A 14,980-nucleotide genomic window follows, 5' to 3' on the forward strand; every position below is an offset into this window, starting at 1 on the left:
AACATGCCGCGCCTCCCGTCTGTGGCAGACGGGAGACCTCAAGCCACGTGGAAGTAGTCGGAAGGTGTGAACCCGGCGCGATCCCCGCTCTCGTCCTGCGGCCGGTTCGAGTCAGCGCCGCATGTGGGTGACGAGCCAGTCCCGGACCAGTTCGTCGTTGGGGGATTCGAGCAGGGCGAAGTGATCGACCGGCAACCGGTCCACGGCGTCGTCCGACAGGATGTCCCGCCATTGCCCCACGGCGCGTCCGCCCGACCACGGTTCGCCGCCGTCGAGGGTGACGGTGGTCGGTCCCCGGCGGCCGTAGTCGATCTCGCCACCGGTGTCGCCCTGCAGCAGACGGACCCGCAGGCCCTGGGGAGGGCTCAGCAGCAGGCCGTCGAGGATCCGCGCGTTCGACTCGTACACCGCCCAGGCGTCCTCGATCTCCTGCTGGTCGGCGTCCCGGGCCAGTGTCCCGGCGTTCTTGGCCGCCACGGTGACCGCGGCGAGGTCGAAGTCGCCGTGCTCGTCGACGAACTGCTGCGCGGGAGTGGTGATCGACCACCCGACACGGACGAAGATGTCGAAGGCGTCGTGCACGCTCACGCGGTGTGCACCGGGGTCCGGCGGGTCGATGAGCAGGGCACGCACCGCGTCGCCGCAGCTGTCGTGCAGCCGACGGGCCACTTCGTAACCGAACACACCACCCAAGGAGAACCCGGACACGCAGACGGTTCCGTACTGATCGGCGCCCTGGGCCAGCAGGACCTCGGCCAGTCCGTCGGCGAGTGCGGCCATGCCCTTGCCGGACAGCTCGGGAGGGGTCTCCATGGCCCATACGGTGTCCTCGGCGGGCAGCATTCTGGACAGCGCCGCGTATCGGGTGACCGCTCCGGACAAGGGCGGAAGGAAGACCCACAGCCTGTCCTTGCCCCCCGGACGCATCGTCACGAGGGTGGTGCCGGTGGTGTGGTGTGCGGTGGGTATGCCCGCACGGCGATCGGTCAGAAGACGCGCCAGCGCGTCGAAACGGGGAGTCCGGTACAGCTCGGCCGCGCGCAGCCGCACCCCCAGCCGGCCGCGCACCTGCGTGATGAGCTCGATGGCTCTGATCGAGTTGCCGCCGACCGCGAAGAAACTCGCCGACTCGTCCGGGGGCGGGGTGCCCAGCACCCGTCGCCAGGCGAGCCGAAGCTGTGCGCTCACATCGGCCGGATCGGCGTCCTGCTCGCCGTCCGCGCCCGGGAGCGCCTGAGCCCGGTCGAGCAGCGCGGCGCGATCGACCTTGCCGCGTGACGTCAGCGGGAACTCGTCCAGCACGCTGACACGCGCGGGCACCATGTACTCGGGCAGAACGGACGAGAGTCGCCGCACGATCGCCGCCTCGGCATCCGCCTGCGGCGCGAGGCTCCGGTCGAGCCGGACGAACGCGGCGAGCAGTCGACTGCCGGCGCCGTCGAACGGGACGACCACCGCGTCGAGGACGAAGTCGACGGCCAGGAGCCGGGAGACGATCTCACCGAGTTCCACCCGGAACCCGCCATGCACCTTGACCTGTGCGTCGAAGCGTCCGTGCAGGTCGTAACCCCCGTCACGCCGTGCTGTGGTCACATCGCCGGTGTGGTACGACCACACCCCGTCGAGCATGCGGAACGCCGAGGACGACGCCGCATGACCCAGGTAACCACGGCCGACCGCGACGCCCTGGATGACCAGCTCGGTCGCGTCGCCCACGTCGCCCGCGTCGCTCAGCGGCTCCAGGCGGAAGCGGACACCGTCGATCGGGTCGCCGATCGCGATGGCGTCGCCGGGCATCAGGTCCCGGTAGCAGACGACGACGGCCGTTTCGGTCGGTCCGTACCCGTTCACCACGCGGGTGCCTCCGGGGGCGACCGTCGCCCACGCCGCCACCGCGGCCCGGGTCGGCGCTTCCCCACCGGCCATCACAAGACGCAGGTCCGGAGCGCGGTGATCGGCCACCTCGGCCAGCTCGGCGCCGAATCCGTTGAACACGCCCGTCGGCAGGCTCAGCACGGTGACACCGAGTCGACGGCAGTGATACAGGAAGTCCTCGGCTCCGCCGTACACGAACGTCTCGTCGCGGAAGGCGAGTTCACAGCCGACGAACATCGATGTGCAGATCTGTTCGAGCGCCAGGTCGAACGCGATCGAGGAGAAGAACAACCGGGTGTCGGACGAGGTCAGGCCGTACCACTCGACGGTGCGGCGCACGTGGTTCTCCAGCGCGAGCTGCTCGATGACGGCGCCCTTGGGGACCCCGGTCGATCCCGAGGTGTAGCCGACGTATGCGGCGGGCGAGGTCCGCGGCACCAGCCGCTCGTCCAGTCGGGTCCCCGGTCGTGGACCGGGCGTCACTCCGGACTCCGTGACCAACGCGACCGGGCGGCAGTCATCGATGATCAATTGCTTGCGGGAGACCGGCAGATCCGGCTCCAGCAAGGTGAAGGCCGCGCCGAGTCGGCTGACCGCGGCCATCGCGACCACGGTGTCGAAGCCGACGGGCAGGTCAATGACCACCACGGCCTCCGGAGCGACACCGAGTTCGGCCAGACGGCGGGCCAGGTCGTCTGCGGCACCGGCGAGTTCGTGGAAGGTGAGTCGGTGCTCGCCGCGAGACAGAGCGGTCTTGTGGGGGCGTTCGCTCGCATGCGCGGCGATCGCGGAGTACAGCAGGGTGCCCTTGTCCGAAGTCATCAGGCGTTCACCTTTCGCGGGCCGGGAGTGGCGGGGGCGGTGGTCGTGACGGGAGCGGGAGCGGAGGCGGGTAGGACCGCCAGAGCGGTGACCGCGGCGGCCGATGCCACCACCGCGCCGAGGATCCAGGCCGTGAGGAGGCCGGAACTCAATCCGTCCGCGAACCACGTCGGGGACTGCCCCTGCACATGGGCGAGCAAGGCATGGCCGTCGGCGACCGATCGGGCTGCCGCCGGAAGGCCCGGGGTCGAGGCGGCCTCGGCTTCGTAACAGGCCGAGAACACCAGACCCATCACCGCGACGCCCCCGGCACCGAAGATCTGCTGGAACATGGCGTTCACGGAGGAACCCACACCGGTGTCGGCCGGCCGGAGACTGGTGACGATCAGCGTCAGTGCGGGACCGACGGACCACCCCATGCCGAGTCCGCAGCTCAGCAGCCCCGCGGCGAGCAGGGGGTAGCTCAGATCCGCGGCGGCCGTCGCGCAGAGCAGGCATCCCAGTGCGCCGAGGCCGAGCCCGCCGGTCACGGTCGCCTTGACCCCGATCCGCGCGCTGACCCGGATGCAGGACAGCGAGGCGACCGTCAGTCCCACCGCGAGCGGGAGCAGGCCGGCGCCGGCCAGCAGAGGGCTCCAGCCCAAGCCGTACTGGGTGAACTGCCCGGCGAGGAACACCGTGCCGAAGAGTGCGAAGAAGAGTCCGGACATGGCCACGACGGCTCCGGTGAACTTCCGCTCGCGAAAGTAGCCGAGGTCGAACAGCGGTCGGTCCGTGCGCCGTTCATGGGCCGTGTACCCGATCAGGGTCAGCAGGCCGATGGCGCCGAGACCGAAGCGCAGCGGTCCGGGGATCCGATCGTCGACGGCGAAGATGATCGCCGAGGCGAGCATCGCGACGCCGGCCAGCAGGAGCACCGCTCCGACGGGGTCGGGACGCCTCGCGGTGGGCGCCGGATCACCGCGCCGGATCAGGGTGGCGGTACCGATCAGAGCGAGCACCCCGACCGGGACGTTGAGCATGAAGATCGATCCGTACCAGAAGCGGGTCAACAGCAGGCCGCCCAGCACCGGTCCGACGGCCACGCCGAGACCGACGACCGCCGGCCACAGCGCCAGTACGCGTCGCCGGCCGCTGTCGGTCAGCTCCTGGGCGAACAGTCCGAAGATGCTCGGCACGATGAACGCCGCCCCGACACCCATCCCCGCGCGGGACAGGATCAGCGCGAGAACCGAGGGGGCACATGCTCCCAGCAACGAGGCGGTGGTGAAAACGCCGATTCCCACGGCATAGGAACGGCGCGTGCCCATCCGGTCGACAAAGCTGCCCGCGATGATCAATGACGAGGCGAACACCAGCATGTAGGCATCGATCGCCATTTGCACGTCCGGAGTTCCCGCCCCCAATGACGCCGATATTCTGGGCACCGCGGTATTGATGATGGAATTGTCCGCGGAGACCATGAAAAGGCTCAGGTAGGCGGTGGCCACGACACCGTAGGTGCGCGACAAGAGTTTCGGTCGACTCGTCGTTGGCGACATGTACTTCTCGATCTTCTTTCGGGGGCGCGGCGCTCCGCTGACCAGGCGATCGGCAAGGAAAGGTCCGCTTTTCCATACCGCAGCGGGAGGGAAATCAGAGCGTATTTCCGGGTCGTGGCCTTGTGCGCCCCAAAACGCAAGCTATTTTGGGCTTGCTGGATTCAGACGCTAGCAGTCAAGCCCAAAGAAGATCAAGAGCGGGTGGCTTGAATCACATCGCGCCCGCCCCACTTTTTGACTCTGTCTCAAATACATGGACAGAGCACCAGGGGTGGGCTTGGCTCCCCGCCGAGGTGCGCGGCGCTGATCGCGTCGCGCACTGGATCGAGCAACACCCCCACAGCGGTGGGGGATTTAGCCAAGGGGGCGCACATGACTGCCGAAGTCACCGTCGGAACCAGCTGGACCATCAATCCGGAGTTCGTATTCACCGATGCGGAGCGCGAGGCCCTGGAGGCCGCGCTCGACGGCGTCACCGCGAACCCGTACCGTCTTTACGAGGCCCACCGCTTCCAGGTGGGGCAGCTCATCGCCGACGGCGCGGTCCCCGAGCGCTTCCGCGTCTACGTCGACTCGTTGGCGACCCGCGACCGCGCCGCCGAGCCCGTGGTCGTCCTGAAGAACGTGCCGCACGACCGCGATGTCCCGGCGTTCGACTTCGACCAGCCGGTGCGCTCCAAGTACGAGCTGAAGAAGACGTTCGTCGCCGAAGGGTTCCTCGCGCTGTTCGCCCAGCTGGCGAACACGCCGGCGATCGGGTACGTCAACGTCAACGACGGCGATGTCTTCCAGGACATCTACCCCCAGCGGCGCCTGCAGAGCAGCCAGTCGCAGAAGGCCCTCAACCAGATCCACTTCCACAAGGACCTCGCCAATCACTTCGTGCGCCCCGACCAGGTGTACATGGTGGGGATGCGAAGCAACCCCGTGAACGAGGTCTACACCTCATTCGTCCGGAACATCGACGTCATCCGCTGCTTCACCGACGAGGAGATGGCGCTGCTACGCTCGCCCGAGTTCTACACGCCCTTCGACGACCTGAGCACCATGGGCGGCGGGCGGGTGGAGCTCGGCGAAGCCGACCTGCACCCGATCATCGGCGGTCGCGGCCCGGAGGACCTGCGGTTCTTCGAGAACCGGACGGTGGGAGTCACCGACGCCGCCAAGGGCATCGTCCCCAAGGTCGCCGACACCCTGCACAGGCTGAAGCAGCGGGTCTTCATCGAGCCCGGAGACTTCGTGATCACGTACAACAACCACACGATCCACGCCAAGGAAGTCGTGACCGTGGGCGACCCCGAGGCGCTGCAGACCCGCTGGATCATCAAGACGGTGAACGTCGACGACATGACGCCCCATCAGGACCACCTGGTGCCCGGCACCGACCACCTGATCAACGGCTGATCTGCCGCTCCATCAACGAGGCCCCTGTGCCGCCGCGGTGAGGCCCCGAGCCTCGTCGACGGCACAGGGGCCTCGTGGCGTCCTGCCGTCGGCCCGCCCCTGTGACCTTTGCGGATGCTCTCATCATCTGAGACGAGTGCTTCGATAATCGGACACCTGTGTTTAAGATCAAAACCCGCTCACCAGCGGAAATGCATCATGTGCATCGACGGGCTCCCCCTCGTGCACTTCGTCGAGACGTGCACGCGGATCACGTGCCCGCGTCTGGGCGGCGTGTTGGCCACCCTCTTCCTTCGCCGCCGCCGGACAACTCCGTCCGCCCGCCCGCGGTGACACCACGAGAGAACCCGGAACCGATGACCCAGACCGCGCGAACACCCGCCTCCCCACGCCCGCCCGAAACCATGACGGGTGCCCAGTCCCTCGTCCGATCCCTTGAAGAAGTGGGCGTCGACACCGCGTTCGGCATCCCCGGGGGAGCGATCACGCCGGCGTACGACGCCCTCATGGACTCGACCAAGGTGCGGCACATTCTGGTCAGGCACGAGCAAGGTGCCGGCCATGCCGCGACAGGTTACGCCCAAGCCACTGGCAAGGTCGGCGTCTGCATGGCCACCAGTGGACCAGGAGCGACAAACCTGGTGACCCCGATCGCCGACGCCTATATGGACTCGGTCCCGCTCGTGGCGATCACCGGCCAGGTGATCAGCTCGGCGATCGGTACGGACGCCTTTCAGGAAGCCGACATCTGCGGCATCACCCTGCCGGTGACCAAGCACAGCTTCCTGGTCACTGATCCGGACGACATCCCCCGTGCGATTTTCGAGGCGTTCCACATCGCCTCCACCGGCCGCCCCGGGCCGGTCCTGGTCGACATCACCAAGGACGCGCTGCAGCGGGACACCGTCTTCCGCCGGCCGGTCGAGCACCGGCTCCCGGGCTACCGGCCCGCGGTCACGCCGCACCGCAAACAGATCCAGGAGGCCGCCCGGCTGCTCGCCCGCGCCGAGCGTCCGGTGCTCTATGTCGGTGGCGGTGTGCTCAAGGCCCGGGCCACCGACGAGTTGAAGGTACTGGCGGAACTCACCGGGGCTCCTGTCACCACGACTCTCATGGGTATCGGCGCCTTTCCCGACAGCCATCCGCAACACCTGGGCATGCCGGGGATGCACGGGACGGTCGCCGCTGTGACGGCCCTCCAGAAATCGGACCTGATCGTCGCCCTGGGCGCACGGTTCGACGACCGGGTCACCGGCGTGCTGGACAGCTTCGCACCGCTCGCCACCGTCGTGCATGCCGACATCGACCCGGCGGAGATCGGCAAGAACCGCTTCGCGGATGTTCCCATCGTCGGCGACGCCCGCGATGTGCTGGCCGGCCTCATCACCGCCGTCCGTGACGAACTCGAACACGACGAGTCCGCCTGCGACTACGCGAACTGGTGGGGGCAGTTGAACACCTGGCGCGGGACATACCCGTTGGGACATGAACCAGCACCGGCCGGCACGCTCTCTCCTCAGCAGGTGATCCAGCGCATCGGCCGGCTGACCGGCGACAACACGATCGTCGCCGCGGGCGTGGGCCAACACCAGATGTGGGCTTCGCAGTTCATCGAGTACGACCGCCCCCATAGCTGGCTCAACTCCGGTGGTCTGGGCACGATGGGTTACGCCGTCCCGGCCGCGATGGGCGCCAAGGTCGGGCGGCCGGAAGCGGCGGTCTGGGCGATCGACGGCGACGGTTGCTTCCAGATGACCAATCAGGAACTCGTCACCTGCGCGCTCAACAACATCCCGATCAAGGTCGCGATCATCAACAACGGCGTCCTGGGCATGGTGCGCCAGTGGCAGACGCTGTTCTACGGACAGCGGTACTCCAACACCGTGCTGCACTCCGGTGAGGCGGCAGGGAGCGGTCCCGGCGCCGGTACCCGCGTCCCGGACTTCGTCAAACTCGCCGAAGCCATGGGCTGTCACGGCCTGCGGTGCGAATCTCCCGATGAACTCGACGCGACGATCGAGAAGGCGATGGCGCTCGACGACGCGCCTGTCGTCATCGACTTCATCGTCCATGAGGACGCCATGGTCTGGCCGATGGTCGCCGCGGGCACCTCCAACGACGACATCATGGCGGCCCGCGATCTCCGTCCCGACTTCGGTGACGACGAAGAGTAGGAACACTCATGCCGAAGCACACCCTCTCCGTCCGCGTCGAGAACAAGGCCGGCGCCCTCACGCGGGTGGCGGGACTCTTCTCCCGCCGGGGATTCAACATCGATTCGTTGTCGGTGAACCCGGCCGACGAGCCCGCCATCTCCCAGATGACCATCGTCGTCGATGTGGCGGGGCGTCCCCTGGAGCAGATCATTCAGCAGCTCGAAAAGCTGGTGAATGTCATTTCCGTCCATGAGCGAAGCGCGTAGTCCTCGGCCGGAGCACAACGGACAGCCGGAATTGAGTGTCCCGGCGCGCGCTCTGTCCGGTTGCCGTTTCCTCGTCTCACCGATGCTGGAGGTGCTGGCAGCAGCCGAAGCCCTTCGAGCGCAGTGGCCGGCCCCGCAGAGCCGGCGTCGGCGCATCCCGCGATCCGCGCAGCGTCACGCGCCCGGTCTGCCTCCGGCCGTGGTACGGCAGCGGATTCGTTCAGTGGCCGAGCAGCTGCTCTGCCACCAGGGAGAAGCGACAAATCGCCATCAACTCGATTTCACGGCCCTCGGGCCGCTCCAGGAGCCGGTGCGCGACTTCTTCCAGGACTGCCTCATCGGCGACTGGTCCCGGATCAGAACCACTCTGGAGGCGGATGTCGCGCTCCGTGCACACGACCTGGCCGCCTTCGGAGTGCGCCATGTCGTGGACCGCCTGCCCGGTCTCACGGTCCGCGACACCTGGGGCGAGACGGGAACCGGGGAGCCCGGGCTGATCCTCGTGCCCTCGGTCTTCCGGAAGACGGGGGTGCTTCTGGCGAACGAGGCCGGAACGTTGATCACCTACCCCGCGGCCGGGCACCGCACGCTGTGGGACGAGAACGAGGCGGCCGCCCCCGGTCGGCTCGGCGCGCTGCTCGGCCGGGGCCGCGCGGCAGCACTCCTGAACATCGGCGACGGTTGTGGCACCGGTGACCTGGCCGATCGGCTCGGCGTCAGCGCGGGGACCGCGTCGGTGCACGTGGCCGCCCTGCGCAACGGCGGCCTGGTCGCTACACATCGTGTGGGCAAAGCGGTCAGACACGTCCTGACCCCCATAGGGTCGGCACTCATCATGGCCCAGGTCTCCATGGAAAAGTCGATCTCACGATAATCCCACGATCAGAGATGTCGGGCTCCGGGTCGCCGATGGTCGATGTGGCGTCATCCGGCATCGCCGCGGGACCGGCTGCCGGGCTGACGGGCGGACCGGGAGGCGGACTGGGAGCCGGAGCGACAGTACGACCTGTGATACTGGCGTCAGAACATCTGTTTTGGCGCCAGGGGGTAAGAAGTTGTCGATAAGGACCGTACGCGGCGCGACGGCTCTGGTCACCGTGGGCGCCGTGGCCGCCCTCGGGCTCGGGCTCTCGGCTTGCGATTCCGGCGAGGACGCCGACGCGAAGGGCGGTTCCCGGGCCGCCTCCACACCGGCGAAGGACAAGGCGAAGAACGCTCCGGAGAGCGAGACGGACGAGGCGTCGACGCCGAGCGGGAAGCCCGAGGAGAAGTGGGACGGCAAGGTCCGGGTGCTCGGGGACGGCTCGACGTCCTCCACCGGGCCGCAGCCCAAGCAGCCGAAGGCCGAGAAGCTCAAGCCGGGCGAGAAGCCGCCGCAGTTCGTGGTCTTCTCCTGGGACGGCGCGCTGGAGGGCGACGACCACCTCTTCTCGCACTTCCGCGAGGCGGCCAAGCAGAACAACGCGCAGATGACGTTCTTCCTCACCAGCATGTATTTGCTGCCGAAGTCGAAGGCGACGCTGTACAAGCCGCCGCAGCACAAGCCGGGCGACGCGGCGATCTCCTTCGCGACCGACGCGCACATCAAGGACACGCTGACGCAGCTGCGGGGCGCGTGGCTGGACGGCAATGAGATAGGCACGCACTTCAACGGGCACTTCTGCGGCGGCAAGGGTGGCGGCGACTGGAGCGTGGCGGAGTGGAAGAGCGAGATCGACCAGTCGTATTCCTTTGTGCAGAACTGGAAGACGAACACCGGTTACAAGCATCTGCCCCCGCTGCCCTTCGACTTCAAGAAGGAGCTGGTGGGCGGCCGCGCCCCGTGCCTGGAGGGGCAGCCGAACCTCCTCACCGCCGCGAAGTCCTACGGCTGGCGGTACGACGCGAGCTCGCCCGGCGATTTCCAGATCTGGCCCTCGCAGACCAAGGGCATCTGGAATTTCCCGCTGCAATTGCTTCCGTACCCCAAGAGCGAGAAGCAGGTCCTGTCGATGGACTTCAACTTCCTCTACAACCAGTCCGGTGACAACACCAAGGGCGACCCCGCGAAGTACGCCGAGTGGCGGAAGCTGACGCGCGACGGCTATCTGAACGGTTTCGAGCGCGTCTACAACGGCAGCCGGGCGCCGCTGTTCATCGGCAACCACTTCGAGGACTGGAACGGTGGCATCTATATGAAGGCCATCGAGGACGTCATGAAGTCGGTGTGCAAGCGGGACGGCGTGCGGTGCGTGTCGTTCAAGCAGCTCGCCGACTGGCTGGACGCCCAGGACCCGAAGGTGCTCACGAAGCTGCGCGGCCTGGACCCGGCGCAGGCGCCGGACTGGTCCACCTTCGTCAAGAAGTAGCGGCGGGCGCCGGGTCCGCCGGACCCGGCGCCGGGCGGGCGTCAGTTCTGCCGCGCCGTCATGTACTTCGTCCAGATGTCGATCGGGTACGTACTGGCCGGCGTGGTCTTCGCGGCGCCGCCGAGGCCGTCCAGCGGCCGCAGCTCCTGCGTCCGGGGGTCGATGCGGGAGAGCGAGACGGCGGTCGAGAGCTTGCCGCGGTAGCCGACGAACCAGGCCGACTTGTTGTCCTGCGCCGTCCCCGTCTTGCCCGCCGCGTCGGCCCCGGCCGCCCGCGCCGTGGTGGCGCTGCCGCGCTTGACGGCGTCGCGCAGGGCGTCGTCCACGGCGGCCGCGACCCGGGCGGGCAGGGCCCGCTCGGCGCTCGGCTTCTCCACGGGCACGGCGTTGCCGTTGCGGCTCAGCTTCTCCACGGAGTACGGCTCGCTGTGCAGGCCCCGGGCGGCGAAAGTGCCGTACGCCCCGGCCATGCGGATGGCGCTGGGTGTGGTGTTGCCCAGGGAGAAGGCGGGCACCTTCGTGCCGAGGCTGTCCTTCAGCAGTCCCGCGCGGACGGCCGTGTCACCGACCTGGTCGAAGCCGACGTCCATGCCCAGCTGCATCATCGGGGTGTTGACGGACTGCGCGACCGCCTCCTTCAGGCTGATCTTGCCCCAGGACCTGTCGCCGTCGTTGACCCCCTTGACGATCTTCCCGGAGCGGTCCCAGTAGGGGCCCTCGGGGGTGCGCAGCGACACCTTGTTGTCGCCGTCGTAGACGGTCGCCGGGGAGACGGGGGTGCGGGGCTTGCCGCGTTCGAGCTGGACGCCGTCGCGCAGGGCGGCGGCGTACACGAACGGCGTGAAGGCCGTGCCGGCCGGGACGACGGAGGAGTTGGCGTCGTTGAAGCCCTGCTTGAGATAGCCCGGGCCGCCGTGCAGGGCGACGATGCGCCCGTCGGTGGTGACCGAGGCGGCCCCGATGCGCACGTCCCGGTCGCTGTCCCGCTTCTCCGGGTCGAAGCGGCCGCTCACCTCCTCGACGGCCTTGTTCAGGGCGTCCATGCGCGGCTTCTCGAAGGTGGTGCGGATCTGGTAGCCGCCGAGGTCGAAGTCGTGGTCGGAGACTTCGGTGTGGGCGCTGACGTAGGCCCGCGCCGTCTCGACGAGGTAGCCGGTCTGGCCGGTCAGCCCGGCGGGCTTGGGCGGCGCCTTGGGCTCGGGGAAGGTGGTGTAGCGGGCCCGCTCCTCCTTGGAGAGCTTGCCGATGCTCACCATCCGGTCGAGGATCCACTTCCAGCGTTCCACGGCGCGCTCGTGGTTCTTGCCGCCGAGGGCCGGGTCGTACATGCCGGCGCCCTTGAGCAGCGACGCGAGGAACGCCCCCTCGCTCGCGTTCAGCTGCGAGACGTCCTTGTCGTAGTAGGCGTGGGAGGCGCGCTGGATGCCGTAGGTGCCGCGCCCGAACCAGCTGGTGTTGAGGTAGCCCTCCAGGATGTCGTCCTTGCTCATCCTGTTGTCCAGCTTGATCGCGATGAACATCTCGGTGAGCTTGCGCGTGAAGGTCTGCTGCTGGTTGAGATAGGCGTTCTTCACGTACTGCTGCGTGATGGTCGAGCCGCCCTGGGTGCTGCCGCCGGTGACCATCTTCGAGACGGCGCGCACCATGCCGCTCGGGGAGATGCCGCTGTCGGAGTAGAAGGTCTCGTTCTCGGCCGCCAGCGCCGCCCAGCGGACCGCCTCGGGGACCTTCTTCAGGTCGGTGTCCTGGCGGTTGACCTCGCCGGTACGGGCCATCTCGGTGCCGTCGGCCCAGTAGTAGACGTTGTCCTGCTGGGTGGCGAAGGCGTTGAGGTCGGAGGGTATGTCGGTCCGTATGTACATGATCGCCACCAGGGCGGTCAGGATGCCGCCCACGGACAGGAAGGCTCCCAGTGTCTGGCGCCACGACGGCACCCAGCGCCGGAAGCCCTGCCGCCCCGGCCGGGGGTAGGCGGGACGCAGCCTGCGCTTGCGAGGGGCGGCACGCCTCCGGCGACCCGGGGCGGCGTGGTTCCGGGCGTGCGTCCCATTTCGTCGTTCGAACACCGCTCGACCCTATGGCCTCGCGAAGGGTGATGGGAGACGGCAGATGTCCGTGGATTCCGAATCAGGAGGTCTGTTCGGGTACCGTATCGTTTCTACATCCCTGTAAATGCCGCACGTCCCGGGTCACGCCTGCGCGAAACCCCTCGGGACAGCAGAAGGAACACGCCCGTATGGAAACCGTCACACCGGCCCCCGTCGTGCCGCGCCACGGCCGACGCCGCGCGAACGGCGCGCTGGAGGGCGAGGTGCTCGCCGCGCTGCAGCGGGCCGAGGGACCGCTGACGCCCCGCGAGGTCCAGGCCCGGCTGGCGGGCGAGCTGACCTACAGCACAGTGGTGACGATCCTTTCCCGGCTGCACGGCAAGGAGGTGCTCACCCGCACCCCGCGCGGCCGCGCCTACGCCTACGCGCCGGTGACCGACGAGGCCGGGCTGGCCGCCCGCCGGATGCGCAAGATCCTCGACGGCACGGCCGACCGCGAGGTCGTCCTGGCGCGCTTCGTCGCCGAGCTGCCCGCCCCGGACGAGGCCCTGCTGCGCGCCCTCCTGACCGGCACCTTCCCCGCACCGCGCCAGCCGCTGCCCTGACACGTGCCCGGGGGTCGGGCGGGCGTACGCGGCCGAAGCTCCCGGCCCCCGCGGACGACCGCGCGTCACGCCCAGAGCCACACCCTGCGATTGCGGGCGACGGTGTGGACGCGGTCGGCCCGGCGCGGGTGGAGCTCGCCCGCCGTCCCGCCGAGGCCGGCCACCTCCGTCTCGCGCAGCACCTCCACGTCGTCCAGCGCCGGGACCACCTCCACGCTCGCCGCCCCCACGATCACCAGGACCGGCCGCACCTGGACGAGGAAGCCGCAGCCGCGCGTCAGCACGTTCGAGGCGCGGGCCGCGGCGTGCCGGATCTCGCGGACGTACGGGAGCGGCTGCCGTTCGCGGGAGAGGCGGACGAGGGTCTCGCCCACCTGGACGCGGGTGGCGCGGCCGGCCTTCGCGGCGACGGCGAAGACGCCGCCGGGACCTATCAGCAGGTGGGAGATGACCGCGTCGCCCGGCAGGACGATCGAGTGGACCACATCCCAGCCGCCGGCCGTCAGCTCCTCCAGGGCCGCCCCGACGGCCTGTTCGGCGGCCAGCGCGCGACGCCAGGCGTCCTCCGGCGGCCGCCGGCCGAGAAGGCGGGCGAAGGCGAGCGCGGCACGGCCGGCGCCCGAGGCGTCGAGACGCGCCCGGAGCGTCTCGCCCGGCCGGTTGGGGGCGAGGTCGTCGTCGGGCGGCAGGAAGAGCCTCTCGGGGTCGTAGCTCTTACCGTTCGCGCTCATCTTGCCGTCCGGCCGGTCCCGCACGCGCACCACCCCCACCCGCCATATTGCCGCATAAGCGCGGGAACCAACCCGGTCCGCCGGCCGTTCACCGACCGAGGCCCCGCGACATCCCCCCGATCGCGGGGCCTCACCAGTGCCCGGAGCCGGCCCGGGGGCGCGGGTGAAATCGGCCAACGTACCAACGGCCCCACCCGGCACGGGCGTTCTTCCTCCGGCAGTGACGCAGGCCACACGCGCCCAGAAGGAATCCGCGGAGGGGCGGAGGCGCAGGCCAGGCCCTGGATCCGGAAGCCTGCCCGCCGCCCGGTCGGCCGGAAGCCCCTCGAGGATCAGCGCGCAGGGCCTACCGTGCGGTGCCGCACGAGGAGGCATCATGCGATCTTTCACCGGCACGGGCCTGGTCGTCACCGCTCTCGCGGCGACCGTGACCGCCCTGCTGTTCCCCCTGTGGTCGTACCGCGACCGCACGGGCACGGGAGCCGTCGATCTCACGGCGTCCACCGTGACCACCGCGTACGGGCCGCTGTCCGCGCTCGACCGCGACTTCGTCGACCGGGTCAGGCTGGCCGGTCTCTGGGAGCTGCCCGCCGGGCAGCAGGCCGAGGAGCGCGGCACCAGCGCGAGCGTGCGGCGGGCGGGCGAACACCTCGTCGAGGGCCACACCGCGCTCGACCGGCACGTCCGCGACGTGGCGAGCCGGCTGGGGCTCGAACTGCCCAGCCAGCCCAGCGCCCAGCAGCGCCAGTGGCTGACCCGGCTCAGCGGCGCGCACGGCGGCGCGTACGACCGGGAGTTCACCAATATCCTGCGGATCGCCCACGGCGCGGTCTTCACCGTCGTCGCCCAGGTGCGGGCCACGACCCGCAACGCCGCCGTGCGGGAGCTGGCCGACGACGCCAACACGACGGTCCTCGACCACATCAAGGTGCTGGAGGACACCGGTCTGGTCGACTTCGACGCCGTCGCGGCCCGTACGAAGCCGCGGCTCTCCCTTCCGTCGTCGTTCGGCACGGCCCCGGTGCCCGGGCCCCGTTCCACCGACATCCCCGCGCTCCCCCCTGCCGCGACCCGTGGCGCGTCACCCACCGAACCCGCCGACGAACCGCACGACTCCACCCAGCCCACGCAACCCACCCCGTCCGGCCAGCCCACCCAGTCCACCGAGAAGAAGTGAGTCCGCC

10 protein-coding genes and 1 pseudogene are annotated in these 14,980 nt (G+C 69.2%); 7 read left to right on the forward strand and 4 right to left on the reverse strand.

Going from position 1 to position 14,980, the window contains the following annotated elements:
* Positions 1 to 111: 111 nt before the first annotated feature.
* Both ACZ303_RS21930 and ACZ303_RS21935 read right to left on the reverse strand, forming a co-directional pair.
* Entirely contained in the window at positions 112 to 2,697 is a 2,586-nt protein-coding gene (locus ACZ303_RS21930) for an AMP-binding protein (RefSeq protein WP_467341477.1), read from the reverse strand.
* Positions 2,697 to 4,238, reverse strand: coding sequence for an MFS transporter (locus ACZ303_RS21935; RefSeq protein ID WP_467341479.1), 1,542 nt, complete (start codon positions 4,236 to 4,238; stop codon positions 2,697 to 2,699). The genes ACZ303_RS21930 and ACZ303_RS21935 overlap by 1 nt, the downstream gene beginning before the upstream one ends.
* Before the next feature lie 372 nt (positions 4,239 to 4,610).
* Here ACZ303_RS21935 and ACZ303_RS21940 point away from each other — a divergent pair, with 372 nt between their 5' ends.
* The 5 genes and pseudogenes from ACZ303_RS21940 (at position 4,611) to ACZ303_RS21960 (ending at position 10,412) form a co-directional block, all read left to right on the forward strand.
* Positions 4,611 to 5,642, forward strand: coding sequence for a hypothetical protein (locus tag ACZ303_RS21940; RefSeq protein WP_467341481.1), 1,032 nt, complete (start codon positions 4,611 to 4,613; stop codon positions 5,640 to 5,642).
* A 356-nt stretch (positions 5,643 to 5,998) separates the two neighbouring features.
* Positions 5,999 to 7,816 carry an acetolactate synthase large subunit gene (locus tag ACZ303_RS21945; protein ID WP_467341483.1) on the forward strand — a complete coding sequence of 606 codons (1,818 nt, stop codon included), beginning with the start codon at positions 5,999 to 6,001 and terminating at the stop codon, positions 7,814 to 7,816.
* An 8-nt stretch (positions 7,817 to 7,824) separates the two neighbouring features.
* Positions 7,825 to 8,052 (forward strand): annotated as a pseudogene (gene ilvN / locus ACZ303_RS21950) (acetolactate synthase small subunit); the annotation flags it as partial.
* 235 nt (positions 8,053 to 8,287) lie between these two features.
* Positions 8,288 to 8,938, forward strand: coding sequence for an ArsR/SmtB family transcription factor (locus tag ACZ303_RS21955; RefSeq protein WP_467341485.1), 651 nt, complete (start codon positions 8,288 to 8,290; stop codon positions 8,936 to 8,938).
* Positions 8,939 to 9,119: 181 nt separating this feature from the next.
* Entirely contained in the window at positions 9,120 to 10,412 is a 1,293-nt protein-coding gene (locus tag ACZ303_RS21960; protein WP_467341487.1) for a polysaccharide deacetylase family protein, read from the forward strand.
* A 41-nt stretch (positions 10,413 to 10,453) separates the two neighbouring features.
* On the opposite strand, the gene ACZ303_RS21965 is transcribed toward ACZ303_RS21960, so the two are convergent.
* Entirely contained in the window at positions 10,454 to 12,307 is a 1,854-nt protein-coding gene (locus ACZ303_RS21965; protein ID WP_467341489.1) for a transglycosylase domain-containing protein, read from the reverse strand.
* A gap of 341 nt (positions 12,308 to 12,648) precedes the next feature.
* Here ACZ303_RS21965 and ACZ303_RS21970 point away from each other — a divergent pair, with 341 nt between their 5' ends.
* Positions 12,649 to 13,065, forward strand: coding sequence for a BlaI/MecI/CopY family transcriptional regulator (locus ACZ303_RS21970; protein ID WP_467341491.1), 417 nt, complete (start codon positions 12,649 to 12,651; stop codon positions 13,063 to 13,065).
* 65 nt (positions 13,066 to 13,130) lie between these two features.
* Here ACZ303_RS21970 and ACZ303_RS21975 read toward each other — a convergent pair whose 3' ends face one another.
* The gene (locus tag ACZ303_RS21975; protein ID WP_467341493.1) at positions 13,131 to 13,796 is read right to left on the reverse strand and encodes a nuclease-related domain-containing protein; all 666 of its coding nucleotides are present in this window, start codon (positions 13,794 to 13,796) and stop codon (positions 13,131 to 13,133) included.
* 376 nt (positions 13,797 to 14,172) lie between these two features.
* On the opposite strand from ACZ303_RS21975, the gene ACZ303_RS21980 reads away from it, so the two are divergent.
* Complete coding sequence (locus ACZ303_RS21980) at positions 14,173 to 14,973, forward strand: DUF4142 domain-containing protein (RefSeq protein ID WP_467341495.1); 801 nt, start codon at positions 14,173 to 14,175, stop codon at positions 14,971 to 14,973.
* Positions 14,974 to 14,980 lie beyond the last annotated feature (7 nt).

Source organism: Streptomyces sp. NPDC023527 (genome assembly GCF_055560115.1).

Bases quoted from the DNA above. Each gene is read 5' to 3' on its own strand.
- ACZ303_RS21930 (WP_467341477.1), bottom strand. From the start codon at position 2,697: ATGACTTCGGACAAGGGCACCCTGCTGTACTCCGCGATCGCCGCGCAT.
- ACZ303_RS21935 (WP_467341479.1), bottom strand. From the start codon at position 4,238: ATGTCGCCAACGACGAGTCGACCGAAACTCTTGTCGCGCACCTACGGT.
- ACZ303_RS21940 (WP_467341481.1), top strand. From the start codon at position 4,611: ATGACTGCCGAAGTCACCGTCGGAACCAGCTGGACCATCAATCCGGAG.
- ACZ303_RS21945 (WP_467341483.1), top strand. From the start codon at position 5,999: ATGACCCAGACCGCGCGAACACCCGCCTCCCCACGCCCGCCCGAAACC.
- ACZ303_RS21970 (WP_467341491.1), top strand. From the start codon at position 12,649: ATGGAAACCGTCACACCGGCCCCCGTCGTGCCGCGCCACGGCCGACGC.
- ACZ303_RS21975 (WP_467341493.1), bottom strand. From the start codon at position 13,796: ATGAGCGCGAACGGTAAGAGCTACGACCCCGAGAGGCTCTTCCTGCCG.
- ACZ303_RS21980 (WP_467341495.1), top strand. From the start codon at position 14,173: ATGCGATCTTTCACCGGCACGGGCCTGGTCGTCACCGCTCTCGCGGCG.